The organism is Mesorhizobium sp. B2-8-1 (assembly GCF_006440955.1).
Taxonomy (GTDB): domain Bacteria; phylum Pseudomonadota; class Alphaproteobacteria; order Rhizobiales; family Rhizobiaceae; genus Mesorhizobium.
The window spans coordinates 1-23,458 of sequence record NZ_VFTX01000018.1 but is presented as its reverse complement, the minus strand read 5'-3'; the positions used below and the strand labels follow the sequence as shown (position 1 = coordinate 23,458).

Annotated in this window: 21 protein-coding genes; 18 read left to right on the top strand and 3 right to left on the bottom strand. The window is 62.7% G+C overall.

Going from position 1 to position 23,458, the window contains the following annotated elements:
* Positions 1-173: 173 nt before the first annotated feature.
* Positions 174-398, top strand: coding sequence for a hypothetical protein (locus tag FJ428_RS29830; RefSeq protein WP_140500975.1), 225 nt, complete (start codon positions 174-176; stop codon positions 396-398).
* A gap of 129 nt (positions 399-527) precedes the next feature.
* Here the strand turns inward: FJ428_RS29830 and FJ428_RS29825 are convergent, their stop codons facing one another.
* Entirely contained in the window at positions 528-1,337 is an 810-nt protein-coding gene (locus FJ428_RS29825) for an IclR family transcriptional regulator (RefSeq protein WP_140500977.1), read from the bottom strand.
* A gap of 211 nt (positions 1,338-1,548) precedes the next feature.
* Between FJ428_RS29825 and FJ428_RS29820 the strand changes: the two genes are divergently transcribed.
* The 6 genes from FJ428_RS29820 (at position 1,549) to FJ428_RS29795 (ending at position 7,937) form a co-directional block, all read left to right on the top strand.
* Positions 1,549-1,839 carry a DUF1330 domain-containing protein gene (locus tag FJ428_RS29820; RefSeq protein ID WP_140500979.1) on the top strand — a complete coding sequence of 97 codons (291 nt, stop codon included), beginning with the start codon at positions 1,549-1,551 and terminating at the stop codon, positions 1,837-1,839.
* Between the two features lie 213 nt (positions 1,840-2,052).
* Complete coding sequence (locus tag FJ428_RS29815) at positions 2,053-2,598, top strand: TRAP transporter small permease (protein WP_181165438.1); 546 nt, start codon at positions 2,053-2,055, stop codon at positions 2,596-2,598.
* Positions 2,595-3,872, top strand: a complete 1,278-nt coding sequence (locus FJ428_RS29810) for a TRAP transporter large permease subunit (protein WP_140500983.1) — start codon at positions 2,595-2,597, stop codon at positions 3,870-3,872. Before FJ428_RS29815 ends, FJ428_RS29810 begins: the two co-directional genes overlap by 4 nt.
* Before the next feature lie 381 nt (positions 3,873-4,253).
* Positions 4,254-6,398, top strand: a complete 2,145-nt coding sequence (gspD, locus tag FJ428_RS29805) for a type II secretion system secretin GspD (RefSeq protein ID WP_224519202.1) — start codon at positions 4,254-4,256, stop codon at positions 6,396-6,398.
* The gene (locus tag FJ428_RS29800) at positions 6,395-6,955 is read left to right on the top strand and encodes an A24 family peptidase (RefSeq protein ID WP_140880763.1); all 561 of its coding nucleotides are present in this window, start codon (positions 6,395-6,397) and stop codon (positions 6,953-6,955) included. The genes gspD and FJ428_RS29800 overlap by 4 nt, the downstream gene beginning before the upstream one ends.
* Positions 6,956-7,058: 103 nt before the next feature.
* Entirely contained in the window at positions 7,059-7,937 is an 879-nt protein-coding gene (locus FJ428_RS29795; RefSeq protein WP_181167439.1) for a type II secretion system protein GspK, read from the top strand.
* Between the two features lie 85 nt (positions 7,938-8,022).
* Here the strand turns inward: FJ428_RS29795 and FJ428_RS29790 are convergent, their stop codons facing one another.
* Both FJ428_RS29790 and FJ428_RS29785 read right to left on the bottom strand, forming a co-directional pair.
* Positions 8,023-8,769, bottom strand: coding sequence for an SDR family oxidoreductase (locus tag FJ428_RS29790; RefSeq protein ID WP_140500991.1), 747 nt, complete (start codon positions 8,767-8,769; stop codon positions 8,023-8,025).
* Positions 8,770-8,809: 40 nt separating this feature from the next.
* Positions 8,810-9,937: an iron-containing alcohol dehydrogenase gene (locus FJ428_RS29785; protein WP_181167441.1), complete on the bottom strand. Its 1,128-nt coding sequence runs from the start codon at positions 9,935-9,937 to the stop codon at positions 8,810-8,812.
* 471 nt (positions 9,938-10,408) lie between these two features.
* On the opposite strand from FJ428_RS29785, the gene FJ428_RS29780 reads away from it, so the two are divergent.
* The 11 genes from FJ428_RS29780 (at position 10,409) to FJ428_RS29730 (ending at position 23,209) form a co-directional block, all read left to right on the top strand.
* Positions 10,409-11,353 (top strand): 2-hydroxyacid dehydrogenase, encoded by a 945-nt coding sequence (locus FJ428_RS29780; RefSeq protein WP_224519200.1) that lies wholly within the window; start codon positions 10,409-10,411, stop codon positions 11,351-11,353.
* A gap of 262 nt (positions 11,354-11,615) precedes the next feature.
* Complete coding sequence (locus FJ428_RS29775) at positions 11,616-12,587, top strand: cupin domain-containing protein (protein WP_140500993.1); 972 nt, start codon at positions 11,616-11,618, stop codon at positions 12,585-12,587.
* A gap of 306 nt (positions 12,588-12,893) precedes the next feature.
* Positions 12,894-13,892 (top strand): TRAP transporter substrate-binding protein, encoded by a 999-nt coding sequence (locus FJ428_RS29770; RefSeq protein WP_140525785.1) that lies wholly within the window; start codon positions 12,894-12,896, stop codon positions 13,890-13,892.
* A 222-nt stretch (positions 13,893-14,114) separates the two neighbouring features.
* Positions 14,115-16,280 carry a hypothetical protein gene (locus FJ428_RS29765; RefSeq protein ID WP_140762948.1) on the top strand — a complete coding sequence of 722 codons (2,166 nt, stop codon included), beginning with the start codon at positions 14,115-14,117 and terminating at the stop codon, positions 16,278-16,280.
* Positions 16,281-16,355: 75 nt separating this feature from the next.
* Entirely contained in the window at positions 16,356-18,536 is a 2,181-nt protein-coding gene (locus FJ428_RS29760) for a hypothetical protein (protein WP_140625605.1), read from the top strand.
* Positions 18,537-18,718: 182 nt separating this feature from the next.
* Positions 18,719-19,300: a curli assembly protein CsgF gene (locus tag FJ428_RS29755; protein WP_210239494.1), complete on the top strand. Its 582-nt coding sequence runs from the start codon at positions 18,719-18,721 to the stop codon at positions 19,298-19,300.
* Positions 19,301-19,356: 56 nt separating this feature from the next.
* Positions 19,357-20,553: a CsgG/HfaB family protein gene (locus FJ428_RS29750; RefSeq protein ID WP_181165454.1), complete on the top strand. Its 1,197-nt coding sequence runs from the start codon at positions 19,357-19,359 to the stop codon at positions 20,551-20,553.
* A gap of 267 nt (positions 20,554-20,820) precedes the next feature.
* On the top strand, positions 20,821-21,315 hold the full coding sequence (locus tag FJ428_RS29745; RefSeq protein ID WP_181165453.1) for a hypothetical protein: 495 nt from the start codon (positions 20,821-20,823) through the stop codon (positions 21,313-21,315).
* A gap of 26 nt (positions 21,316-21,341) precedes the next feature.
* Positions 21,342-22,037 carry a hypothetical protein gene (locus FJ428_RS29740; RefSeq protein ID WP_140525781.1) on the top strand — a complete coding sequence of 232 codons (696 nt, stop codon included), beginning with the start codon at positions 21,342-21,344 and terminating at the stop codon, positions 22,035-22,037.
* 62 nt (positions 22,038-22,099) lie between these two features.
* Positions 22,100-22,417, top strand: a complete 318-nt coding sequence (csgH, locus tag FJ428_RS29735) for a curli-like amyloid fiber formation chaperone CsgH (protein ID WP_181167438.1) — start codon at positions 22,100-22,102, stop codon at positions 22,415-22,417.
* A 51-nt stretch (positions 22,418-22,468) separates the two neighbouring features.
* Positions 22,469-23,209: an AprI/Inh family metalloprotease inhibitor gene (locus FJ428_RS29730; RefSeq protein WP_140525780.1), complete on the top strand. Its 741-nt coding sequence runs from the start codon at positions 22,469-22,471 to the stop codon at positions 23,207-23,209.
* Positions 23,210-23,458 lie beyond the last annotated feature (249 nt).

Here is a 23,458-nt window from a genome sequence, read left to right as displayed (position 1 = left end):
CGCCTGAGATCGTCGCAGCCATTCCGGCACAGTGAGTTCGCTTGGTGTCATCCTGGAGGATGTCCTGGTTCAAGACATGTGAGGAGGCCTGCGGGGCGCGCCGCTGAAGGTCTTGAGATACTCGGCTTAGTTGATTCGTCGAGAGCGTCGTGTGCCCTGTGACGGTTGTAGCGGTGGGCGAAGGCATTGACGAAGGGCTGCCGCTTGTCGATCTGGTGCGGCAAGTCTCGCGGCAGGATCGAAGCGGCGATTTCGAGGTGTGCGTCTGGCTTTTTCTCTCGCTTCTTGCCAATGGCTGCTGGCACGTTGGCCTCCCAATCCGCGAGCATGTCTTCGAGGCATGCTTCAACGAGCTTGTTGTGGGCCCCTTCGGGCCTGCCTGCCGGGTTCCGGACTGACCTGGCTTGAACGGCCCCCAAGGCTGTTTCGGTGCTGTTGGATCAGCCATCTTCCTCAGCGTCGAATGATAGCGATGCCGTTAAAGCGGTACGTCGATGGTGGCGATGGACGCGGTGGCGCGCCCGGCGCTACACCATCCTGGACAATTCGCCACTGATCTGTTTCGCCGTTTGACGCACCAGCCTTGCGCAGAGCTCGTGGCGCCGAGCGTCGTGCCGGTACACCGGCATGCTGATGCTGACCGCTCCGATCGGTTCCCCCGAACGATTGAAGATCGGGCTGCCGAGACAGCGGATATCCGGTTCGTTCTCCTCGTCATCGAACGCGAACCCTTGCTCGCGCGTCCGCTTCAACTCATCGAACAGCGCTTCGGGTGTCGTGAACGTCTTGGCGGTATGGCGTCTCAGATCCAGGCTCTTGATGACTTCCAACAGCCGCTGGTCTGGCAGACCAGACAGCCACGCCTTACCCACGGATGTCGAGTGAAGTTCAACCTGGCCGCCAATGCTGGTTTTCATCTGAACCCTGCTGGAGCCCACCAACTTGTCTATGTAGACCATCCGGTTATTGCTAGGCACCGCAAGGTGAACCGCCTCATCGGTTGCGTCGCGGAGCGAAACCAGAAAATCCCTAGCGATCGTCCGCAAGTCGGAGTCCTCCCAGGTCTTGGCAGCAAGCTGGAGGAGGCGCGGCCCCAAGCGGAACGTTCCACCCTCTCCCGATTGTGTGATGAGTCCCTCCGCCGTGAGCGCCGAAACGAGACGGTAGACCGTCCCCCGGGGAAATGGCGCGCACTTTGTCAGTTGGGCAATGTCCAAGGTTCCAGGGGCATCCGCGATGATCTGCAGCACCGTGATGAACTTCGAGAACGAGGCCGCTCCCTGCACGTGAGTAGAAGCTCTCTCATCGGCTTCGTCCTGGAGCTCACTTAGGCCCATGGCGCATCTCCTTGCAAGCTTGACAACGAAACATGGTGGTACTACACGCTTTTGGACAAGCTGTCCATATTGTAGTCAGCGTCGTAGTTTCGGTTCTAGCCGTGTGATCGAGGAGGATCAACGGCAAACGCACTTGTGGCGAATTTGAATGCATCGGGACGTCCGTATCTTCCGCGAGAGGGTATGGGAATTTCTGTGGGAGAGGAAGCAGATGACCAAAAAAGGATACTGGGTTGCAATGGTCGATATCGCGGACCATGAGGGCTATAAAGAATACATTGCCTTGAACAAGGCAGCATTCGACAAATACGGGGCGTCCTTCGTCGTTCGCGCGGGAACGAGCCAGGTCATGGAGGGCCCTCACGCGAACCGCCTGGCGGTCATCGAGTTCAGGGACTACGAGACCGCTCTCGCCTGCTACAACTCTCCAGAGTATCAGACGGCGATCAAGGCCCGCGAGAAGCATGCCAAGGCACATCTGGCCGTGGTGGAAGGTGTCTGACACCGGAAGCTCGCCCGGGACCTCCTACTGGTTGGAGGGATCGTTGGCTTTACCCCTGCGCTGTTCGACCGGATGAGCAGGACAGGCCTTCATCACGCGATTGGGTGTTTCTACCCCATCAGCATGCTGGAGGCTCCCTGCTCACGGTCTGCGGATTCTCGTCAGAGTGCCGCAAGGATCGATGCATGCGCGCACAACCTTTTGGGAGCAGTTATGACCACGCCGTTACAGTGGCTTTTCAAGGCTTTTGACGTCTTCGTCGTCGTCGGCATGGCCGTCATCAGCATCCTAATCTTTACAAATGTCGTGCTACGCTACGGCTTCAGCTCAGGCATTCCGTTTGCCGTTGAAGTCTCCCGTGTGGTCCTCGTCTGGATCATCTTTATGGGATCCGTGGTGGCCCTAGCCAAGGGCGCGCATCTCGGCGTCGACTCATTGGTGGTCCGGTTGCCTCGCAGGGCGCGCTTCGTCTGCTTTCTTGTTTCGTATGGCTTGATGCTTTGGTGCTGCTGGCTCCTGGCACAAGGCAGCTGGTCACTCACCGTGATCGAATGGGGCAACGTCCAAGCACTGTCGGGAATTCCCGTCGGGGCCATCTACGCCGCGGGTATCACCGCTGCCATCATGATGGCTCTGATCCTCCTTCTTGATCTGTGGCGCTCGCTGCGCGGCATCCTGCCCGCCCCGTGGTCGGGAGCAGAGATCGATGTGCCGCCACCGGCCGTGTCCCCCGCGCTAGTTTCGGAGAAAACACCGTGAGCGGCTTGGTCTTCATAGGTTCACTCCTCGGTGCAATGGGCATCGGGATTCCAATCGCCTTCGCCCTGATGCTGTCGGGCGTCGCGATGATGATGCTGATGGGAAATCTGGATGCACAGATTCTGGCGCAGAGGCTGGTCAATGGCGCTGACAGCTATCCGCTGATGGCGATCCCGTTCTTTCTCATTGCCGGCGAGCTCATGAACGCCGGCGGCCTCTCCCGCCGCATCGTGAACGTGGCCCTGGCGCTCTTCGGTCACATACGTGGCGGCCTCGGTTACGTGGTCATCGGCACGGGCTTGCTGATGGCCAGCCTCTCCGGATCGGCAATCGCGGATACGGCGACGCTTGCCGTCATGCTGATCCCTCTTATGCGCGATGCGGGCTACAGCATGAGTCGCGCCTCGGGCTTGATGGCGGCGACGGGCATCATTGCCCCCGTGATCCCGCCCTCTGTCGGATTCATCATCCTGGGCGTCACCGCAAACATTTCCATCGTCGGCTTATTCCTCGCCGGAATCGTGCCAGGGATCCTGATGGGGCTGAGCCTGGTGGTGACTTGGTGGATCGTCTCCAGAAAGGAAACGTCGGCGGTCCAGCCCAAACTCCCGCGCAGGGACATCCCGAAAGCCATTCTGACCGCCGGTTGGGCGTTGATGCTGCCGGTGATTATCCTGGTCGGACTGCGGTTCGGCATCTTCACCCCCACGGAGGCCGGCGTCGTTGCAGCCTTCTATGCACTGTTCGTGGGGCTGGTTGTTTATCGGGAGCTGACGCCGCGGCTGCTCTTTGACGCGCTGCTCGACGCCGGTCGAATGACGGCAGTAATCATGCTGCTGGTGGCAGCCTCCGTGGTCACCGGCTTCATGATGACGATCGCCAGTCTGCCCGCCCAGCTCGTTACTCTCCTCAGTCCTTTCATCGATATGCCGATCCTGCTGATGGCCATGATCGTTCTGGCGATCTTTGTCATCGGCATGGTGCTCGATTTCGCACCTTCGATCACCATACTGGTACCCATCCTCATGCCGCTCGTAACGGCGGCCGGGATCGACCCGATCTATTTTGGGGTCATGTTCATCATGACCGCCGCGGTCGGCATGATTACGCCCCCTGTCGGAACTGTCCTCAACACGGTGTGCGGAATCAGCAAAGTTTCAATGGGGTCGGCCCTGAGAGGTGTGTGGCCTTTCCTTCTGGCCGAGATGGTCCTCATCGTGCTGTTGGTTCTGTTCCCGGCATTGGTGACCGTGCCAGCGGGCTGGTTCCATTGAGAATCCCAACCGTGGAGGAGTTAGGCTGAACATTCGACGATGGCTTTGCCGCCCATGCGAGCAGGGCCTCAACGACGACGTCGGCGGGGCCCTGACGCGGGAGGAGTTGCAGCCGCTGGCGCAGGTCCATGTCGAATCGCGGCATAAGTTCGAGTTCTTCACCTACCTCGGGCTGACCGAGGTCGACGAGGTGTACGGTGTCCAAGCGGGAAGCAGAAAGCGTGCCTTGTGGTTTTCAAGCGTCATAGAACGGTACTTTCCCGAGGCGCCGGGCGTAGGCTTGGGTTGGGTGTGTAGGTGAGCGTAGGTCGGCAAGGCAGTGCCCCAAATGCCTGTTCCGTGTGGGTTCGCAGAGGCGCGGCGGCCTGCCTCTTGGCGGTAGTGGCCGCGTGTACCTCCACTGGTGATTATCTTGGAGACGTTGCCGCGCGGCCGGATGCCCTGGACAAGGTCGCGAACGCAGATTTGAGTGCGCGCAAACCTTCCGGCGGCGGTTTTCTGTCGAGGCTCGGCTTCGGCCGCACGCAGAACAACCGGCAGGGTGAAGTATACTACGGATACCAACAGCAGCTGACTGCCGGCGAGCGCAAGTCGCTCGAGCGGCTGAGCGGCGAAAAGTTCGAGGTCAACCTCGAGGAGGCCGAGATCAAAGTCGCGGCCCGCACGGTGCTGGGCGAGGTGCTGGGGATCAGCTACTCGCTCGACCCCAGAATCGCGGGCAAGGTATCGATCACGACGTCGAAGCCTACGCCGGCCGCGGAAATCCTCACCATGTTCGAGTCCGCGCTGCACAGCAGCGGCGTGGCCATGATGCGCGAAAGCGACCGTCTGCGGCTGATACCTGCGAACGAAGCGTTCGGAGCCGCCCAACTCGATCCGGGCACCACCATCCAGCCTGGCTACGCCGTCACGGTGTTTCCCCTGAAAAACGTTTCCGCCAGCACGATCCTGCCGCTGCTCGAAAACTTCGTCGCCCGTCCCGGCATGGTGCGCGAGGATCCCAGCCGCAACGCGCTGATCTTCCAGGGGACGGCGGCGGAGCGGACTGCGGCGATCGAAGCAGCGCGCTCTTTCGACCAGGACTGGCTGGCCGACCAGTCAGTCGGCATTTTCCCTGTCAACAATTCCAGCGCGGCCACCATGATGCCCGAGCTGACCCGCGTGCTCGACATCGGGGAGGGCGGTCGCGGACGCAACACGATCAGGGTCGAGCCGATCGAGCGCAGCAATGCGATTCTGGTGGTGGCGAAGACGCGCAACCAGTTGCAGCGCGCGGCGAGCTGGATCGAGCGGCTCGACCGGATCGACGCGTCTGCCTCCAATTTGCGGGTGTACAAGGTCCAGCACCTGGAGCCACGGCGCCTTGCATCGATGGTCAACGAAATATTCAACGGCGCCCCGGCATCGTCGGCTTCAGAAGACCCGGCCTCGCAGTTTCCGCCCGGCTCGCAGGCTGACGGCCAGAATCAGGGCGCAAACGGTTCGCAGGCGGCCACTGCGACGCCGGATCAGCGCATGGCGGATAGCCTGCCGGCCCCCGCTGGCGAAACCGACCAGCCTATCCCGGGCGGTGGTGGGTCGCAAAGCGGCGTGCGCATCGCCGCGAACCCCGAAAACAACACCATTCTCATCTACGGGCGGCCCGACCAGCAACGGCTGATCGAACAGGCGATCACCGCACTCGACCGGCCGCAAGAGCAGGTCGCTATCGAAGCGACGATAGCCGAGGTCACCCTGACCAACGAGCTGCGCTATGGCGTGCAGTTCTTCCTGAAATCCAATGATATCGGCGTGGGCGGCAACCACGGATCGGTCGGTCTGTTCCAGGAAGCCAGCAAGGCCGTGCTGTCGCGAACGCTTCCGGGCTTCAACCTGCTGCTTGGCCCCGACACCGAGCCGCGCGTTGTCATCGATGCGCTGCGCGGCGTTACCGAGGTCAAGGTGCTTTCCTCGCCCTCGGTAGTGGTGCTCGACAACAAACCCGCCTTGCTGCAGGTCGGTGATGAAATACCGATCGTCACCCGCACCGCGCAGTCCGTCACCGATCCCGAAGCGCCGGTCGTCAACAACGTCGAGTTCCGCGATACCGGCGTGATCCTGAAGGTTCTGCCCCGGATCACCGGGAACGGCACGATCAGCCTCGTCATCGAACAGGAGATCAGCTCGGTCCAGCGCAGCCAGGCCCAGTCCCTGACGCCGACCATATCGCAACGAAAGGTCAGCTCGACCGTATCGGTCACCAGCGGCCAGACCGTGATGCTCGGCGGACTGATCAGCGAACGCCAGCAGCGCGGCCGCGACGGTGTGCCGGTGCTTGGCGATCTGCCCGTCATCGGCGACGCCTTCCGGAGCAACCAGAACTCCGCGACGCGGACGGAGCTGATCATCCTGATCCGGCCTCAGGTCATGAAGGACGGCATGGATGCGCAACATGTGGCGGAGGAGATGCGGTCGCAATTGCGGCTGATGAACGAGCCATCCAGAAACGTGCCGCTTCGGCGGCCGGCCAAGACGATGATCGAATGAAGATTCTGAGGGCGCGGCGTCGGTCTACCGCCGCCGTCGCAGTCGCGCTCGCCGCCGCTACCGTGCCGGCTGTCATGGGAAGCCCCGCATTCGTCGTCGCTTCGGCGCTTGCGCTATGCCTTCTGGCCGCGGCAATCGCGGTCCATGATCTTGCGTCTTTGCTCATTCCTGACCGCTACACGGCCGGCATCTTGGTCGTCGCGCTCGCCGACTGGTGGTTCGAGGCGAACGATTTCGCCGCGCTGGCCTGGCGCATCGGGCCGGGGGGCGCCCTGATGCTCCTGCTGTGTCTGTTCGACGTTACGTATGGGAGGCTGCGCGGCCGCGACGGCATAGGCTTCGGCGACGTCAAGCTGATCGGTGTATCCACCGTCTTGGCCGGGCTGGCCGGCGTCGGCGCCCAGATCCTACTTGCTTCGGTCGCGGCTTTCATCTTCAGCGTCATCCGCGCGGTTCGCTTGCGCCGCCCGCTCCGTGCCGCGGCGCGCGTTCCGTTCGGAACGTTCCTCGCGCCGGCACTGGTCATCATCTGGGCGTGGCTGCCCGCCGCATGGTGACCACATTGCTTGAGCCGGGGAACGAAGTCTTGATTTCGACGGGATCGTGGCGTCACCTTTGGTGGCGAAGCATGGGGCCGAAATGGGCCTTGCGGCAGTGGGCATGAGCTCGGCAACGAGCCGGCGGGGTGCAATCCTCGTCAGCGTCCTGTGGATCATGATTTTTCTGGGATTCCTTGCCGTCATACTTCGCGTGCAGATGACCGGGGTCGTGGCCAGTGTGCGCGTCACGGAGGACAAGGCGTCGGCGCGCATTCTGGCTGAAGCCGGGCTGTCGCAGGCCGCGGCCGAGATCCGCGCCGGCCCGCCCGACGGTGTAGTCACGCTGAGCGATCAGATATCGTCCACGATCACCCTGCCGGCCGGGGTCGCTTCCATCTCTGCGAGAAATGAAGCGTTGCGGATCGATCTCAACACCGCCGAGCGGCCGCTGATCGTTGGCGCGTTGCGAGCCGCCGGCGCCGCTCCCGGAACCGCGGAGGATCTGGCGACAAAGATCATCGACCACCGCGCCCGGCCGACTCCGCCGAACGGACAGCCGGCCGGTTCCGCTCCGCAGCAGGCTGGAAACGACACAAAGCTGTTTCAGACGGTCTCCGAATTGGCCGCCTTCCCGGGAATAACGCCCGACATGGCCATCGCCATCGAACCCTATGTCACCGTCTCCTCCGGATTGGCCGGCGTTCGCCTGGAAGCGCTCGATGATGGACTGCTGGGCGACATTCCTGGCCTGCCGCCGTCGGTGCGAAAGGCGATCAAGGATTTCCACGCCGGCCGTCTGTCGCGCGAGCAACTCGATCAGTCGCTGGCGGGGGTGACCTTCAACACACTGAAGCCGGCACCGAGCTGGCGCGTCGATCTCAGGACGACCCTGCGGTCCGGCTACAGCGAATCTTTCGAGGCATTGATACTTGTATCGAACGCGGACGAGGCACCTTACAGAGTGCTTGACTGGCGTCGCGCGGCAATTGAGCTGGAATGAATGCCCGTGGATGGGGCGCGACTGGTCTCAGCAGGAGTGCCAGGCCAGCCTGGCACTCCCAGCGGAATATCCCGACCGCGGAGCATCAGAGCCCCCCGGACACCGTGATCAGGGTGCCTGTCATGAACCCCGCGCCAGGAGACGCAAGCATCAGGGCCGCGCGCGCGATGTCTTCAGGCTCCGCGATGCGCCCCATGGGGGTTGCCGCCGCAATCCTGGCTGGTCGCTCGGGGTTTCCGCCTTGTGTGTGTATCCGCGTGTTGGTGGTCCCGACACGTATGGCATTCACACGGATGCCCTCCGGCGCCAGTTCTTTCCCCGCGCCGATGGAGATGGATTCCACTGCACCCTTGCTTGCGGCATAATGCACATATTCGTTCGGGCTGCCGAGGAAGGCGGCGAGCGAAGACATGTTGATAATCGTCCCGCCTCTGCCGCCCTTGCGGTTGGACATGCGTTTCGCGGCTTCCTGTATACAGTACATGACGGCGAAGACGTTGGTCCTGAAGGTGTTTTCCAGCACCGCGGGCTGCAACTCATCGATTCTGCAGGCTTTCCCAATGATCCCGGCATTATTGACCAGGCAGGTCACTCGCCCCAGTGCATCGTCGCAGGCACTGAACAGGGCCTCGATGTCCTCCCTCTTGCCCACGTCTCCCTGTACCGCGATGGCGCGGGCGCCTGCGGCCTTGCAGTGCTCAACGACTTCGGATGCAGCGGCAGCGTCCGAAAGATAGTTTATGCAAACATCGTAGCCTTCAACGGCGAACAGCCGCGCCGTTGCGGCACCGATGCCGTGGCTTGCGCCCGTTACGATCACAATCGGTCTCACGGAATTACCTCCTCGCTCCTCCTTTGAGGGCATTCGCAGCCTAGAAAACGGTCTCAAGGATCGCGGCGTAGTCTTCCTTGGTCAGCGAACGTGGATTTGTGGGATGGCTGTGGTCTGCAATGGCTCGCTCACACACCCAATCGATGACGTGCCGGGGAACCCCCAGTTCGGACAATCTGGGCGTAATGCCAAGACTACGGTTCAACCCGTCCAGTGCATCTGCGAGCGTTGTATGTTCAAGTCCCGCCAGGCGCTCGAGGTAGTCGACCTTCTGAGCCACGGCTTGAACTTCCACGTTCCACCGAAGGACGATCGGCATCAGGATGGCGTTGAGCGTCCCATGATGGAGCTTAGCCTCCTTGAGACCGCCCAATGCATGGCTAAGCGCATGGACGGCGCCAAGCCCCTTCTGAAACGTCATGCCCCCTTCGAGGGCACCCATCATGAGTTCGGTCCGCGCCTCCGCGTTCGCGCCGTCTGCGTAGGCGACAGGCAAAGCCTTCCATATCCGTTGGAAGCCGTCGGTGGCAATTGCCTCGGCAGGCGGATTATAGCGGGGGGAAAGATACGTCTCGATACAATGCGACAGTGCGTCGAGCCCTGTCGAGGCCGTCAGAGCCGGGGGGAGCTCCATCGTCAACCCCGGGTCACAGATCGCCCTGCGCGGGATGAGGTGCGGGCTGATAAATCCGAGCTTCCGGCCGTCATCCAGTGTAATCAGTGCCGCGCGTCCAACTTCGGACCCCGTACCCGCCGTTGTCGGGATGGCCACAAGCGGCGCTACCGCGCCAGTGATGCGTGCCACCCCGCCCAGGATCGCTGCATAACGCTCAAGTTCACCATCGTGCGTGGCAAGCAGCGCCACGCCCTTGGCCAGGTCGATCGGAGAGCCTCCGCCAATCGCCACTACCCCATCGCAGCCGCCTTGCCTGTATAGCGCGAGACCGGCAGCAACTGCGCTCTCAGTCGGGTTGGAGGGAACGTCCAGGAAGATCGGCGCTGTTCTCAGGAACTCGAATACCGGACGCTCAAGCAAACCAGCGGATTTGATGCCGTGATCGCTGATCACCAAAGGGCGGGACACGCCGAGTTCGCCCAAAATTTCTGCCAGTGACTCGGCCGCTCCAAGCCCGAAATTGATATTTGTAAGGTAGTTTATGTTGTTCACGCTGCCACTCTCCTTGACATTCCGCACATGCATCGCTGCAGCCACCGCCTGGCATTCGGCACATTCGTGCAGCCGGTGAATGCGAACGCGCGACCTTTTTGGAATCGCTTCGTCCATAATATGGACAATATGCCCAAGCATTGGGTGGAACTGCACACTTGTCAAGCTCCCCCTTTTGGTTGCGGCGTTCCCGCCGCCTTGACAAAGAGGTCGAGGGCCCCTATCAAGGTTTTGGGCAGGTTGACCACATTATGGTCACATCGATGGCGACCTTGGAGGACGTGGTACAGGAACCGCTGACATGCCGATTGCGCTGGAGAAACTGGCCAGCCGCCGCGAACTCGAAGCCAAAATCAAGTCCGCGGCTCACTATCGGCGCATTGCGCAATCCAAAGGCCTCCCGTGCGAAAACCCTGATTCACCTGCGGCCATTCGTGCCGGCAGTGACACCCCGAACCGGAAGGAAAGCCTTTGTCGAAACCCGCCGCCACCGTGTTGATACCAGGCTGGATGCACGAGCATGCCCGCTGCATGCTCGGAACGCATTTCAGCCTGGTCGAAACCCCTGACTGTGACATTCACGCCCGTTTGTCCCCGGAGGTGCGGGCGTCAATTCGTGGCGTGGCCTGTCGCGCCAGAATCGATCGGCAGTTCATAGACGCCCTTCCCAACCTTGAGATCATCGCCAGCTACGGCGTTGGCTACGACGCGGTGGATGCTGCCTACGCACGAAGCAAGAATATCGTCGTCACGAACACCCCTGATGTCCTGAACGAGGAGGTCGCCGATCTCACGTTGGGGCTCCTTATCAGCGTCGTGCGTGAGATACCCAGGGCGGCAGCCTTCGTTCGCGGGGGCCACTGGAAAGCATCGGACTACCCGCTTAGCCGTCTGACACTGCGGAACCGCAGGGTCGGCATCTACGGAATGGGGCGGATCGGTCGCTGCATCGCCCGACGAGTTGAAGCGTTTGGGCTTCCTGTTGCCTATCACAGCCGGCGCCCGGCGGAGGGGGTCGCGTATGATTACTTTCCTTCACTGCTGGAACTTGCCAGTGCCGTCGATGTGCTCATCTCCATCGTGCCGGGCGACCCGTCGACCGCAAACAGCGTGAATGCCGAGGTGCTGTCCGCCCTCGGGCCCGAGGGCGTGTTCATCAATGTAGGCCGCGGAACCGTCGTGGACGAGGATGCACTGATCGGCGCCCTGCGCACAGGAGCCATTGCGGCGGCCGGCCTCGACGTGCTCGCGGATGAACCCAATGTCTCCGAAGACCTGCTGGCGCTCGATAACCTGACGATCCTGCCGCATATCGGGTCCGCGTCGGTCAGTACGCGCACCGCAATGGCGGACCTCGTGGCCCAGAACGTGATCGCCTGGTTCCAGAGTGGAGCGGCGATCACACCCGTACCCTAGACAGCCTCCGATCAGCCGCCGAGGCCTCCTGCACTGTCAGCGGACGTTATGATCCATGCACGTTAACCCAACAGGCAAGCATCCGATCGACAGGCCCTGAAGCGCCGCGGTGAGGCGTTGACAACCCATTAATAGTCTGCCCAATATGCATTGTTGGACATCGCGTCCACATTGTGGATTTTTCTGATCGGTCGATGCTTGGGGTTTCGGTCAGATTCGCGGTGTCACCATCGGTCAAGCAGAAAACGGAGGAGTGACTCTCATGAACCTATGGAAAGGCGGATTGGCCGTGGTGGCCGCGCTGGCGATCGGGGCGGTATCGTCCACCGCGGCGCTCGCACAGACGGTGTTCACCTGGACGCCAAAGCCGGTGGCGCTGGCACCATACAAGGCCCCGAACAAGCCACACACGACGATAGCCGACGTGCGCGCCAAGATTTCTCCCGCCAATCAGTCCAAGACTTGGCACCAGGAGATCGTCAGCGACGCGCACCTGCGGGCTTCATGGGTTCAGTTGGCGGTCGGTGATCAGTCGCCGGCCATGTTCATATCGGATACCCGCGCGGCCTTCATTGTCTGGGAAGGTTCGGTCGAGTTCACGATCGGGAGCGAGGCGCCGTTTACGGCCACCAAAGGCTTTATGGTCCAGGTTCCCGCGCGTACGCAGTTCCAGATGAAGAACGTCGGCGCGGTGCCGTCCTTGCACTTCGAGGTCTTCACCGCGGACGCCAAGATCACTTACCCGCAGGCGGCGGCAACCTTGCCTAAGCCGCAGCCGGGGATGACCTGGGCGTTGACGCGACAGGATCCGGGTGCAGAAGCCCTTGGGACGGGCAATTCTACTTTCAGGGATTTCCTTGCTTCGCCCTCGGGCGGCGCGTTCGTAACCGCCCCTGGCTTGTTCGTTAACGCCATCCGCGGCCAGGCGTTCAACTGCAATATGCAGTCCCCCACGGCGCTCGGACACAGGCACATCAACTATGGTGAATTCTGGTTCATCATGGAAGGTCAGATCCAATACAACCTCGAAGGCCTGCCGGGCTTCGTCTCGGAGGCCGGCGATATTGTCTATGTCCCGGCCGGCCGGTGGCACTCGGCGGCGAACTATTGTCCGGGGAGTGACACGCGGATTGCCATCAATCCCTTCCCGACCGGTACGCATAACTGGCCGCCGACTGCCAGCCAGCCCAACCCACCGATGCCCCCGATCTCGGGCAAGGGATGGCTTGATTGATGTTGCCGGTGGCCCGTCCTCATCGTGAGGGCGGGCCGTTGGTCTGACCTGACTTTGGCGCGGGGGAGCATCGGCCGGGGTGTATTCGCGGGGGCGCGTTCATCGTGGCCGTAGAATTGATCACACCGCCCGTCGGAGGCTCGTCGGCGCCGTAGCAGAAGCGGCGTACCGTCCGCTTCAGCAGCCAGGGACGCCATATCGTTAGTCTTGGCCGAATAGGCCATTCTCGTACCGCCGGTCCTGTTCCTTAGTGGTTGCAGTTCCTGCATTCTGGTTCCTTTGAACCAATTCTTGGGAGGTTGAACTATGAAGAAAGTATTGTTTCTGACTGCGGCGCTGCTGGGAGGGCTCTTGGCCGCCGCTCCGGCCATGGCTCAGAACCCGCGCCTGGGCTACGTGCCTACGGAAGACCATCCGGTCGGACAGGCTTCGCGCTATTTTGCGAAGCTGGTGGAAGAGAAGACGGGCGGGCGCATCAAGATCGACACGTTCGGAAATGGCGTGCTCGGCAGCGAGCCCGAGATGCAGGCGTCGGTTCAGGCCGGCTTCATCGATATCATGGTTGGCCCCACGCCCAACCTGGTCGGCGTCGTTCCGCAATTCATGATCTACGATCTTCCGTTTTTCTACAAGGACTTCGCCGCGGTCGATGCCGTCATGGACGGCGCGGTCGGCGAGCAGCTGTTTGCACAGCTGAAGGAAAAGACCGGCATCGTCGGTCTGGCGTGGTGGGACAACGGCTTCCGCCACATGACCAACAAGGTTCGTCCCGTCAAAACGGTGGACGATATGGCAGGGATCAACATCCGCGTCATACCCAACCCGTTGTTCATTGCGACCTGGACGGCTTTGGGAACCAATCCGACGCCGCTTCCTTGGCCTGAGCTGTACAGCGCGCTCGAAAATGGCGCCGTCGATGCCCAGGAGACGCCGTACGCTCTTATCTACACCGCAAGGTTCTATGAGGTGCAGAAGTATCTGACCAAGACGGGCCATGTCTATACGCCGTTTGTTCTTCTCGCGAGCCAGAAATGGTTTGGAAGCCTCTCCGAGGAGGACAAGGCAGCCGTCATGGAAGCTGCGAAGGAATCGGCAGCCTTCCAACGGGATCTTTCTCGCAAGGAGGCAGGGAAATTGGAGGCGGAGCTCGCGGCGAAGGGCTTCGAGATTTCCCAACCCACGCCTGAAGCGCTCGCAGCCATGACCGAACGCGTTGCGCCTGTCGTGAAAGAGTACAGCGAAAAGATCGGCGTCGATCTGGTCGAGCAGGCGCGCGCCGCTATGGCGGCAGTTGCCAAGCCATAGAGGTCTTATGGCGCCGGAGCCAGGTTCGCCTGCTCCGGCGTCCATTTGCAGAAGCATCGTGCGTCCGAGTCAGTTTGAAGCCGCAAGCAGTGTGCGCGGCTTACGACACGTCGCAGACGCCAAGGTTCAACAAATTGACGATGCCCCCGCGCTCCAATCCGGCTTCCGGCATCCGGGCGCGACCGGCATCGACATCTCTCACTCTAGTTGGGGATAATCAAAATGAAGAAGACGGCACTACTCTCATCCAAACGTTTCGCTTCGACACTTCTGGCCGCGACGGCGATGGCGCTGGTGTCTGCGCCGGCCTGGGCCGACGACAACTTCGCTAACGTCTCGCAGACGGGCAGCGGCAACACTGGCATGGTGGTCCAGGGTCCCGGCGACGAGAACGAAGTCGGCACCGCGACGGACGCGGCCAGCCAGAACGGCTCGGGTAACAACCTCGATGTCGGGCAGGCCGGCAACCGCAACCAGGTGGGTACCCGCGGCACCGGCCTCGACCAGACAGGCGACGGCAATGTGCTGGTCATCGACCAGCTTTCCGACGGCAACCGCGTCAACCAGATCAACCAGAGCAGCGCAAGCGGCTCGGGGAGGCTCAACAGCGCGACCGTCACCCAGCAGACCGCTTCGGGCGAGCCTGTGGATGGGCTCTCCACCGTCACCGGCATCGCACAGACGCATGTCTCGGGTGCTGCCAACACTGTGGCGATCACCCAGACCAGCGAAGGCGCCGGCGGCAACATCATCGGCACCGGCAACGCTGACTCCGTCAGCGGCGGGGTGACGCAGACCGGCGGCGGCAACGACGCCAACCTGAGCCAGACCGGGGCAGGCAACCGCATCGGCGCCTCGCTCCAGAACGGCCAGGGCAATGCGACGGCCATGAGCCAGGACGGCGACGGCAACGCGATCGACGGGTCGCAGGTCGGCGATGGCAACACCGCGGAAGCGTCGCAGGTCGGCAACTCGAACGGCACGACCGGCTTCGGCACCTTTGTCAGCACCTCGTCCTCGGTGACGCAAGGCTTGATCAAGCAGGAAGGCAACGGCAACAGCCTGCTGCTCGACATCCTCGGTGACGGCAACCAGTTCGGCATCGACCAGTCCGGCTCGGGGAACGACGCGGTGGCTCGGGCGACCGGCAACGCCAACGAGTTCGCGGTGGGCCAGACGGGCGACGCGAATATCGGTCGGATCGCGATCGGAGACCGGGATGGCGCCAGCAACGAGAACCTGGTGGTTCTGAACCAGGACACCGGCTCCTCGTTCGGCAATGAAGCCGAGATCCTGGTCGACGGAAACGGCAATACGGTGTCGGTCGATCAGCTCGGCGCGATCGGCTACAATGAGGCGGCCGTCGACGTCCAGGGCGACGACAACGACCTGGCTGTCGACCAGAACGGCAGCAATCAGAGCGACGTGTACGTCGTCGGAAACGCCAACGACGCAACGCTGGACCAGGACGGCGCCGTCAACAGCGCGCTGCTCGAGATCATCGGGGACGACAACGAGTTCGACGTTGACCAGTCCGGCGATTACAACGAGGCGACGGCGCGGGCGACCGGCAACGCCAACGACGTCACGATGAGCCAGACGGGAGGCACCAATATCGGCCAGATCCTGGTCGGCGACCGGAACGGCGGCAGCGACGACAATGTCGTGGCTCTGAACCAGGACAGCGGCGCCTCGTTCGGCAATCAAGCCGAGATTCTCGTCGATGGAAACACCAACACGATTTCCGTCGACCAGCTCGGCGTGACCAGTCTCGATTACGGCAACAACGTGCTCGCCGACGTCTTCGGCGACACGAACCACGTCGCGGTCGACCAGGTCGGCAGGAACGAGGGCTTGGTGTCGGTGGTCGGAAACCTCAACACCGCATCGCTCGACCAGACCGGCGACTCCAACAACGGGCAGATCGAGATCCTCGGAGACAGCAACGAGCTGGCGGTGGTCCAGTCCGGCACGTTGAACGATGCGCTGGGCCTGGCGACCGGCAATGGCAACGAAGCGCTGATCAGCCAGGTTGGCAGCTTCAACACGGCCCTCATCACCTTCCAGGGTGACACGAACGGCGCGAACGGCTTGACTGGCGCTGCGGGAGCTCTGGCCGGCAGCTCTGGCGGCCTCCTCATGGCGGGCAGGGCTCTTCAGGACTCGTCCTCGGCCCTGACGGGGAACAGCCTGACCTATGAGGTCATCGGCAATCTGAACCAGTTCGCCTTTGCTCAGATCGGTGGCGGCAACTCCATCACCGGCCTCGTCGGCAACGCCGGCGCATCCGATGGAAACCAGGTTGCCGTGTTGCAGAACGGGTCGAACAACGTGACGTCGTTCACCCAGAACGGTGGCGGCTCGAACAGCCTCTCAGTCTCGCAGTAAGCACTATCGGCCGGGCGGGAAGCCGCCCGGCCGACGTCTTCGAGCAACATTCAACCGCGTGACAGGGGTTACACGATGACATTCAAGCTGACACTTGCGACCACCACGGCGGTCGGACTTCTCATGGGGGCGGCACTCGCAGGCGAGAACGAGGCCTATATCGACCAGATCGGCGACGGTAACTCGGCCTCCATCGTCCAGGGCCAGTCGAACGGTTCAGCCGTCGGCAACAGAGCCGGACATACGACGCAGCGAATCCGGCAGGACGGCACCGACAACGAGCTGATCATCAACCAGACGCATGACTCGAACGTGAACAGCCCGCCGCGCAACCAGATCAACCGGGCAGGAGCGCCGGGCGACCAGGCGGGTCTTGGCATCGACCAGATCGGAAACTCCAACTATCTGCGAATCGATCAGACGGGTGCCAACCAGGCCGTCTTCGAGGTGCAGCAGAATGGCGGCACGTCTGCGACGACCTCTTCCAACAACGCAACGATCACCCAGAACGGCGGCTGGTCGGCACGCGTCTCCAACTTGCGGCAGACCTTCACCGGCGGCGCCGCGGACGGTTCCAACGACGTCACCATCACCCAGACCGGCCAGTCTTCGCGCGTGGGCAACACCAGCAGCGGCCCGCGCAATGACGGCAGTGGCGCGCACCAGACCGGCTTCGGCAACCAGCTGACCGTCAACCAGACTGGCAATTCCCAGCTCGTCTACACGGCGACGCAGATCAACAGCGCCTCGAGCGGCGGCACGAACGTCGCGTCGGTGACCCAGGGCGGCGGCAATGGCAACCAGATTCGCGAGCTGAGCCAGACCAACACCGGCACCCTGGACAACACCGCGAGGCTGACCTTCTCGGGTGCCGGCAACGGGGTGACGTCCGGCGTCTTCACCGGGGTGGCGCTGGGCGTGGGGATCTCCCAGTCGCGCATTCGCCAGACCGGGGAAGGCAACGACCTGAGCTATGTCGCGACCGGCGACGGCAACCTGTTCGGCTTCGTCCAGGACGGGCTGGGTAACCGGATCGTCGGCACTGTGGACGGAAATGCCAATCAGGTCGCGGTATCGCAGGAAGGCGACGTCAACAGCGCCGAACTCGAGATCCGCGGAGACAGCAACCAGTTCGGCATTGCCCAGATTGGCGAGGCAAACGAGGCGCTGGCGTTTGCGAACGGCAACTCCAACGAACTTACACTGAGCCAGATCGGAATCGCCAATCTCGGCGAGGTCCTGATCGGATCCCGGACCGCCGGCAGCAGCGACGACAATGCGGTGGTCCTGAACCAGGACAGCCTCGCTTCGTTCGGCAATGTCGGCGAGATCGACGTCGACGGGAACGCCAACACGATTTCGCTCGACCAGCTGGGCGTGATCGGCAGCAACTACGGGACCGTCGACATTCTCGGCGACGAGAACGCCGTGGCGGTGGACCAGGACGGCAGCAATACGGGCGAGGTGTTCGTCACCGGAAACCTCAACGTCGTTTCGCTCGACCAGGAAGCCATCTCCTCCTTCGGTAATGAAGCCGGGATCCGCGTCGATGGAAACAGCAACAACCTTGTCGTCGATCAACTCGGCGCGGCCGGCTCCAACGAAGCGACAGTCGACATCCAGGGCGACCAGAACGACGTGGCGGTCGACCAGGAGGGCAGCAATACGGGCGGGATGGTCGTCACCGGAAACCTCAACGGCGCAACGCTCGCCCAGGACGGCGCCATCAACAGCGCGCTCATCGAGATCTACGGCGACGGCAACCAGTTCGACGTCGATCAGGACGGCACCTTCAACGACGCGGTGGCGCTGGCGAACGGCAATGCCAACGAGGTCACGCTGAGTCAGACAGGAGACGTGAATACCGGCTCTGTCGACATCTTCGGCGACCAGAACGATGTAGCGATCGACCAGAACGGCAGCTTCAATACGGTCAGCATGACCTTCCAGGGGGACTCGAACGGCAGTGGCAGCCTGACCGGCGCCGCGGGATTGCTGGTCAGCACGTCTGGCGGTCAACTCGTGGCGGGCAGGGCGCTTCAGGACTCGTCCTCGGCGCTGTCGGGCAACAGCCTGACCTATGACGTCGTCGGCAATCTGAACGAGTTCGCCTTCGCCCAGATCGGCGGCGGCAACACGATCGACGGGTCGGTCATGGGAACCGGCAACGAGGTCGCGATCGTCCAGGCGGGGAACAGCAACTATGCATCGTTCAGCCAGATCGGCAGCTCAAACAGCATCGGCGTCTCGCAGTAGGGTTGCCAGGCCGCCCCGCCAGCACGTCCCGTAAAAGCGCAGTGAGGCCGGGCGCAGGCGCAATAGCGATCCTGTCATGTACGTTGGGGAAAAGCGGCAGGGTGGCGGAAACGGTGCCTGGAAGTGTTTGCAAGAAACGCCGTTATGGCGGTTTTCATTCGCAAGGTGTTGGGGGAGATGAGATGATGAAGACTGCTTGTGCGGCGCTTCTGACCGCTGGCGTTGTTCTGGCTGCCGCGGGCGGTTCGGTCGCTCAGGATATGGTTTACACTCCGGTCAACCCCTCCTTCGGCGGCAGCCCGCTGAATTCGTCTCACCTGCTCGGCCTCGCCAACGCCCAGCGTACGGCCACGGCCCGTACGCCAGGCCCGGGCACGGATTCGACGGATCCGAGCGATCCGGGCTCCACCGACGCGGACCTCTTCATCCGCCAGCTCCAGAGCCGCCTGCTTTCGGGGCTCGCGAGTCAGGTTACCGAGGCGATCTTCGGTGACAATCCCCAGGACTCGGGTACGGTCCGTTTCGGTGAGACGACCGTCACCTTCGAGCGGACCGTCGATTCGATCCGGCTGATCATCACTGACCCGACCGGCGTCACCGAGATCGTGGTGCCCCTGCTGGTCGCGACAAACAACACCGTGAATTCCCTCATGCAGGGCGCTGGTGGCCTGGAGTCGGGCAACGCTCTGTCCGGCGGATTGAACACCGGCGCCCTGAGCGGCGACCTGACGTCGAGCACGTCGCTCAGCCCGGGGCTCAATTGATTTCGATGCGGGATGGATCAGTGCGAGTGCGGGCAGCGGCCTCACGGGAGGGCGACATGCCGAAAAGCCGGCGCTTTGGGACAAAGATCGCAAGGGTCGCCGTCGTAGGCGCACTCGTGTCAGTGCTTGGCGGATGCCAGGCGGTGCCGACCGAAGGCGTTCTGCAGCCTGTTTATACGCCTGTGACGAAGCAGAGCCACAGCCTGCGCACCATCCCGGCCCCCTCGAAGCGAATTACCGTCGCCGTCTACGATTTCCCCGATCTCACCGGCCAGTACAAGGAACGCGAGAACGTCCAGACCCTGTCGCGGGCTGTCACCCAGGGCGGTGCGCCCATGCTGATCAAGGCCTTGCAGGATGCTGGCGAGAAGCGCTGGTTCACCGTGCTCGACCGTGCCCGCCTTGACGACCTGCTCAAGGAACGGCAGATCGTCACCGAGATGCGGCGGCTCTACCGCAACGAGCAGCGTATCGACGCGCGGGTCCTGCCGCCGCTCGATCACGCGGGCATCATCCTCCAGGGCGGAATCACCGGTTACGACACCAACACCATGACGGGCGGCATCGGCGCGCGCTACCTGGGCATCGGCGGCGATGTGAAGTGGCAGCAGGACACTGTGACCGTCACATTGCGGGCCGTTTCGACGAACACGGGAGAGGTGCTGTCCAGCGTGGCGGTTCACAAGATGATCGCCTCCTACGCGCTGCAGGGCGGTGCATTCCGCTATGTCGCCCTGGACAAGATCCTCGAGGCTGAGGCGGGCGTCACCCAGAACGAGCCCAAGCAGATCGCCGTGCAGCAGGCCATCGAGAAGGCGGTGATGGGTATGATCATCGAGGGCGCCGAACTCGGTGTCTGGTCGTTCGAGGACCGGGATGCAGGACGCGAGCTGATAGCCGACTACCGCAACGAGAAGTATGGCACCAAGCTGACCGCGGCCGCTGAAATCGTGCCGCCGCCCAAGACACGCAACGCCGCGGACGTCGTCGAGACGACAGCCGCATGGCCGCGCGCGGCGGCTGCGCCGCGACGCACGACTCCGGCCCTGGCGGCTCCGCCGCCGGGCGCGCCCGTCCCCGTGGCTCCGCCTCCCGCAGCGCCGGACGAAACCGTCGGCTCGCTTGAGCCGGGCGTGGCCGTTCCCGAGGCTTCGCCTGCGGTCGCCGGCGCGGCGACGGCGCCAAACCCTGCCGCGACTCCGAAGGCGGCCCGGCAACGTGACTATGTGGCCTCGATAGCGCCGGTGCGTTGACGATGCTCATGGACCCTCTCAATCCGTTCTCCAACGCAAAGGGCGGCGCGGCGCTTACCCTCCTGGCGTCGGTGCACGGCGACAGCAACCAGTTCGGTGGCGTGGCGCCTCAGGCTGGTTCTGGCAGAGCGCCGTCGTGCTCCAGCAATGACCTTGTCTTCGGTCGGACCGGAGAAAGCGACGTTGCTTCAACTTTGATCGATCCCGAGGCCCGAATATTAGGCAGCACTTGCGATGATCTCCCCACATTACGAGGGGACTGTAACAATGAATCTGCATTCTGTCTTTGTTGCGGGCGTCGTCTTGGCGTCGGCGCCTGCCCAGGCCGGCAACGAACTGGTTATCCTGGCCCAGCACGGGTTGTCCAATTCGCTCATGCTCGGCGTGAGCGGCAGCCTCAATGCGGTGTCCGTTCTTCAGGCCCACCACGGTCTCGGCGCGGCGAACGTGATCGACGTCAACATCGAGAGCGATTTCAACGGCGGCCCGCTTGGCCCGTCCTTCATCGGAGCGATCCTCTCGGCTGGCCTCACGCCCGGTTCGATCACACAGAGCGGATTCGACGACCACATCATCGCCAGCGTAACCGGCAGCTACAATCTCTTCGCTTTCGCGCAGGAGGGCAGCGGCGACCGGCTTACAGCCTCGATCTCGGGCATGGCAAATCAGGCAGCCGTCACCCAATCCGGAAGAAATAACGTCGTGGGATTTTCACAGTCCGGAAACGGCAATACGGTCAGCGTCTCGCAGACATCCTGGTGACGCAACACAGGGAGCTTGTTCGCATCATGCGCAAATCTACGGCTGTTCTGGCGAGCGCTCTCGTCTTATGTTCCTCTCCGGCCTTTGCTGGCGACAATAACGTCCTGAAGATCATCCAGACCAGCCCTCCTGGCGCGCTCGAGGGAAACGTCCTGTCGTCAGACCAGTCGCGCGCCACCGGTTCGCTTGTCGCCGGCCCGACGCAGCAGATGATCGATAACGCGCTCGGCGGCACGCTTGCTGTCGGCGACCTGTACCGGATGGACCAGGCGACTGCGCCGTCCGCGCTTCAGACAGGCCAGGGCAACACCGCAACGCTGACCATCGAAGGCGATGGTGGTCAGTTGTTTCTTCTCCAGGACAATTCGGCTGGCGGGACGTTGGGCAATTCGGCTCAGTTGAGCGCATTTGGAGCCGATTCCCTTGGCGCCGTCCTGCAGCTCGGCGATGGCAACGATGCATCGCTGACCGTAGGCGGTGGCGCAACCGGTCTGATCGTGCAGAACGGCAGCGGCAATGCCAACTCACTCACCGTGGGTTCTGGTGGCAGCGGCGAGATAGTTCAGAACGGCAACGGCAACACCTTCTCCACGTCCGTGGCGGCCAACACCGCCGTGACCATCACGCAGAACGGCAACAATCTTAGCCCGGTAGGCGTGACGGGCATGCAGGTGTTCTCGACGGCGCCGGGAACAGTTTCGATCACCCAGACCGGTTTCTAGCGATGCGCGGCGCGGCTGCACTCGTCGTGGGTCTTGCCGCCGCCTGCGGTGCAGGCGGCGCGGTGGCGCAGCACGGAGGCGCCGTCGCGGTCCCCTCCATCGCCATCGTGCCCACGGGCGCCGGGGTCCAGATCACTGCATCGGCCGTCGGCCTTGGCGTTGTGGAGATCGAGGGCTCGGTTGAGATCGACCGGACGGGCGGCTCGGGCACGATGACCACGCGCCAGAACCGCACACTGAGGCTCTCCGCCGGCCAATCCCAGGACATAGCCAGGACTGCGCTGTCTCTCGCCAAGGGCGACCACATCTCCATCAGGGTTGTTCTCCGGCAGGACGGCAGGGTCGTCGGCCAGGCCGAGGTTTCGGCGGGCGAGCCCTGAGGAAGTCGCTAGCTCCCTAATTTTCGACTTTCGCGCAGCGGAGAGGGCATCATGAAGGTTGCGAGATTTTTGACCGTCGTTCTGGCCGTGGCGGGCATGTCGTTCCCGGCCACGGTGGTACGGGCGCAGTCCGTGGACCAGTTCGTTCAGGCATTCAGCGGCACCTGGCAGCTCGTTGATGCGCGCTATTCCAACCTTCCCTCAACTTGCCACATGGCGCTGGGGTCGACAGCCGATGCGAACGGCCGCTTCGCCATTAAGGGGCTGGGCTGCCGCGGCGATGCCGCTCTGGTCAGTTCCTGGGGCGTGAGCGAGGGTCAGATGGCCCTGTTCGATGCGGCCGGAGCGGTGATCGCCCGTCTTGGCGGCAACCAGCGGCGGATCAGCGGCACCAGCGTATCGGGCGCTCCGCTGATCTTCGAGAAGGTCGGTGTTGCCGGAACGGCGGCCATGCTCAAGACTGCCAAGCGGGCCGGGGGCTGCTTCTATTCGGGCTTCACCGGCAAGTGCGCGGATGCGGCACAGGCCGCGCCTCCCGCGCCGGAAGGCGCCAGCGTCCAGGTCCTGGTTAACCTGAACGTCCGCGCCGAGGCGCGCGACGACGCCGAGGTGGTCGGCGTGGTTCCGTCGCAAACCTGCGTCACGACCGAACTGTGCATGACGGCGACCGACGGCGCCTGGTGCCGCGCCAAGTTCGGGGAGAGGACCGGATGGATGCGCAAGTTGGCCTTGCGCCAGAACCGCTGGGCCATCGTCACCTTCGACAACTCTTGCCCCAAGCAGGGCGGCTAACTCTCTATGAGGTCTTTCGGTACGCGGACGTGAACATAGTAGATGCCATTTCGGATGATTGTGTTTGGTATCTTGCGCATGTCGTCCATTCCTCGACTGTATCACAGCGTGTGTGACAGTCGAGGTGGGTCAAACCCTTGGAAAATAACGCTTCAGGAAAATCAGCGGCTTAGGTGCCCTTCCCGAGAGATGGGTGACAGTTCATTCCGGATAGATGGGTTACACTTTCGGCCCTTTGCAAGGAGAGCA

Bases quoted from the DNA above. Each gene is read 5' to 3' on its own strand.
- FJ428_RS29760 (WP_140625605.1), top strand. From the start codon at position 16,356: ATGACATTCAAGCTGACACTTGCGACCACCACGGCGGTCGGACTTCTC.
- FJ428_RS29815 (WP_181165438.1), top strand. From the start codon at position 2,053: ATGACCACGCCGTTACAGTGGCTTTTCAAGGCTTTTGACGTCTTCGTC.
- FJ428_RS29795 (WP_181167439.1), top strand. From the start codon at position 7,059: ATGAGCTCGGCAACGAGCCGGCGGGGTGCAATCCTCGTCAGCGTCCTG.
- FJ428_RS29765 (WP_140762948.1), top strand. From the start codon at position 14,115: ATGAAGAAGACGGCACTACTCTCATCCAAACGTTTCGCTTCGACACTT.
- FJ428_RS29825 (WP_140500977.1), bottom strand. From the start codon at position 1,337: ATGGGCCTAAGTGAGCTCCAGGACGAAGCCGATGAGAGAGCTTCTACT.
- FJ428_RS29800 (WP_140880763.1), top strand. From the start codon at position 6,395: ATGAAGATTCTGAGGGCGCGGCGTCGGTCTACCGCCGCCGTCGCAGTC.
- FJ428_RS29745 (WP_181165453.1), top strand. From the start codon at position 20,821: ATGAATCTGCATTCTGTCTTTGTTGCGGGCGTCGTCTTGGCGTCGGCG.
- FJ428_RS29730 (WP_140525780.1), top strand. From the start codon at position 22,469: ATGAAGGTTGCGAGATTTTTGACCGTCGTTCTGGCCGTGGCGGGCATG.
- FJ428_RS29755 (WP_210239494.1), top strand. From the start codon at position 18,719: ATGATGAAGACTGCTTGTGCGGCGCTTCTGACCGCTGGCGTTGTTCTG.
- FJ428_RS29770 (WP_140525785.1), top strand. From the start codon at position 12,894: ATGAAGAAAGTATTGTTTCTGACTGCGGCGCTGCTGGGAGGGCTCTTG.
- FJ428_RS29750 (WP_181165454.1), top strand. From the start codon at position 19,357: ATGCCGAAAAGCCGGCGCTTTGGGACAAAGATCGCAAGGGTCGCCGTC.
- FJ428_RS29740 (WP_140525781.1), top strand. From the start codon at position 21,342: ATGCGCAAATCTACGGCTGTTCTGGCGAGCGCTCTCGTCTTATGTTCC.
- FJ428_RS29820 (WP_140500979.1), top strand. From the start codon at position 1,549: ATGACCAAAAAAGGATACTGGGTTGCAATGGTCGATATCGCGGACCAT.
- FJ428_RS29775 (WP_140500993.1), top strand. From the start codon at position 11,616: ATGAACCTATGGAAAGGCGGATTGGCCGTGGTGGCCGCGCTGGCGATC.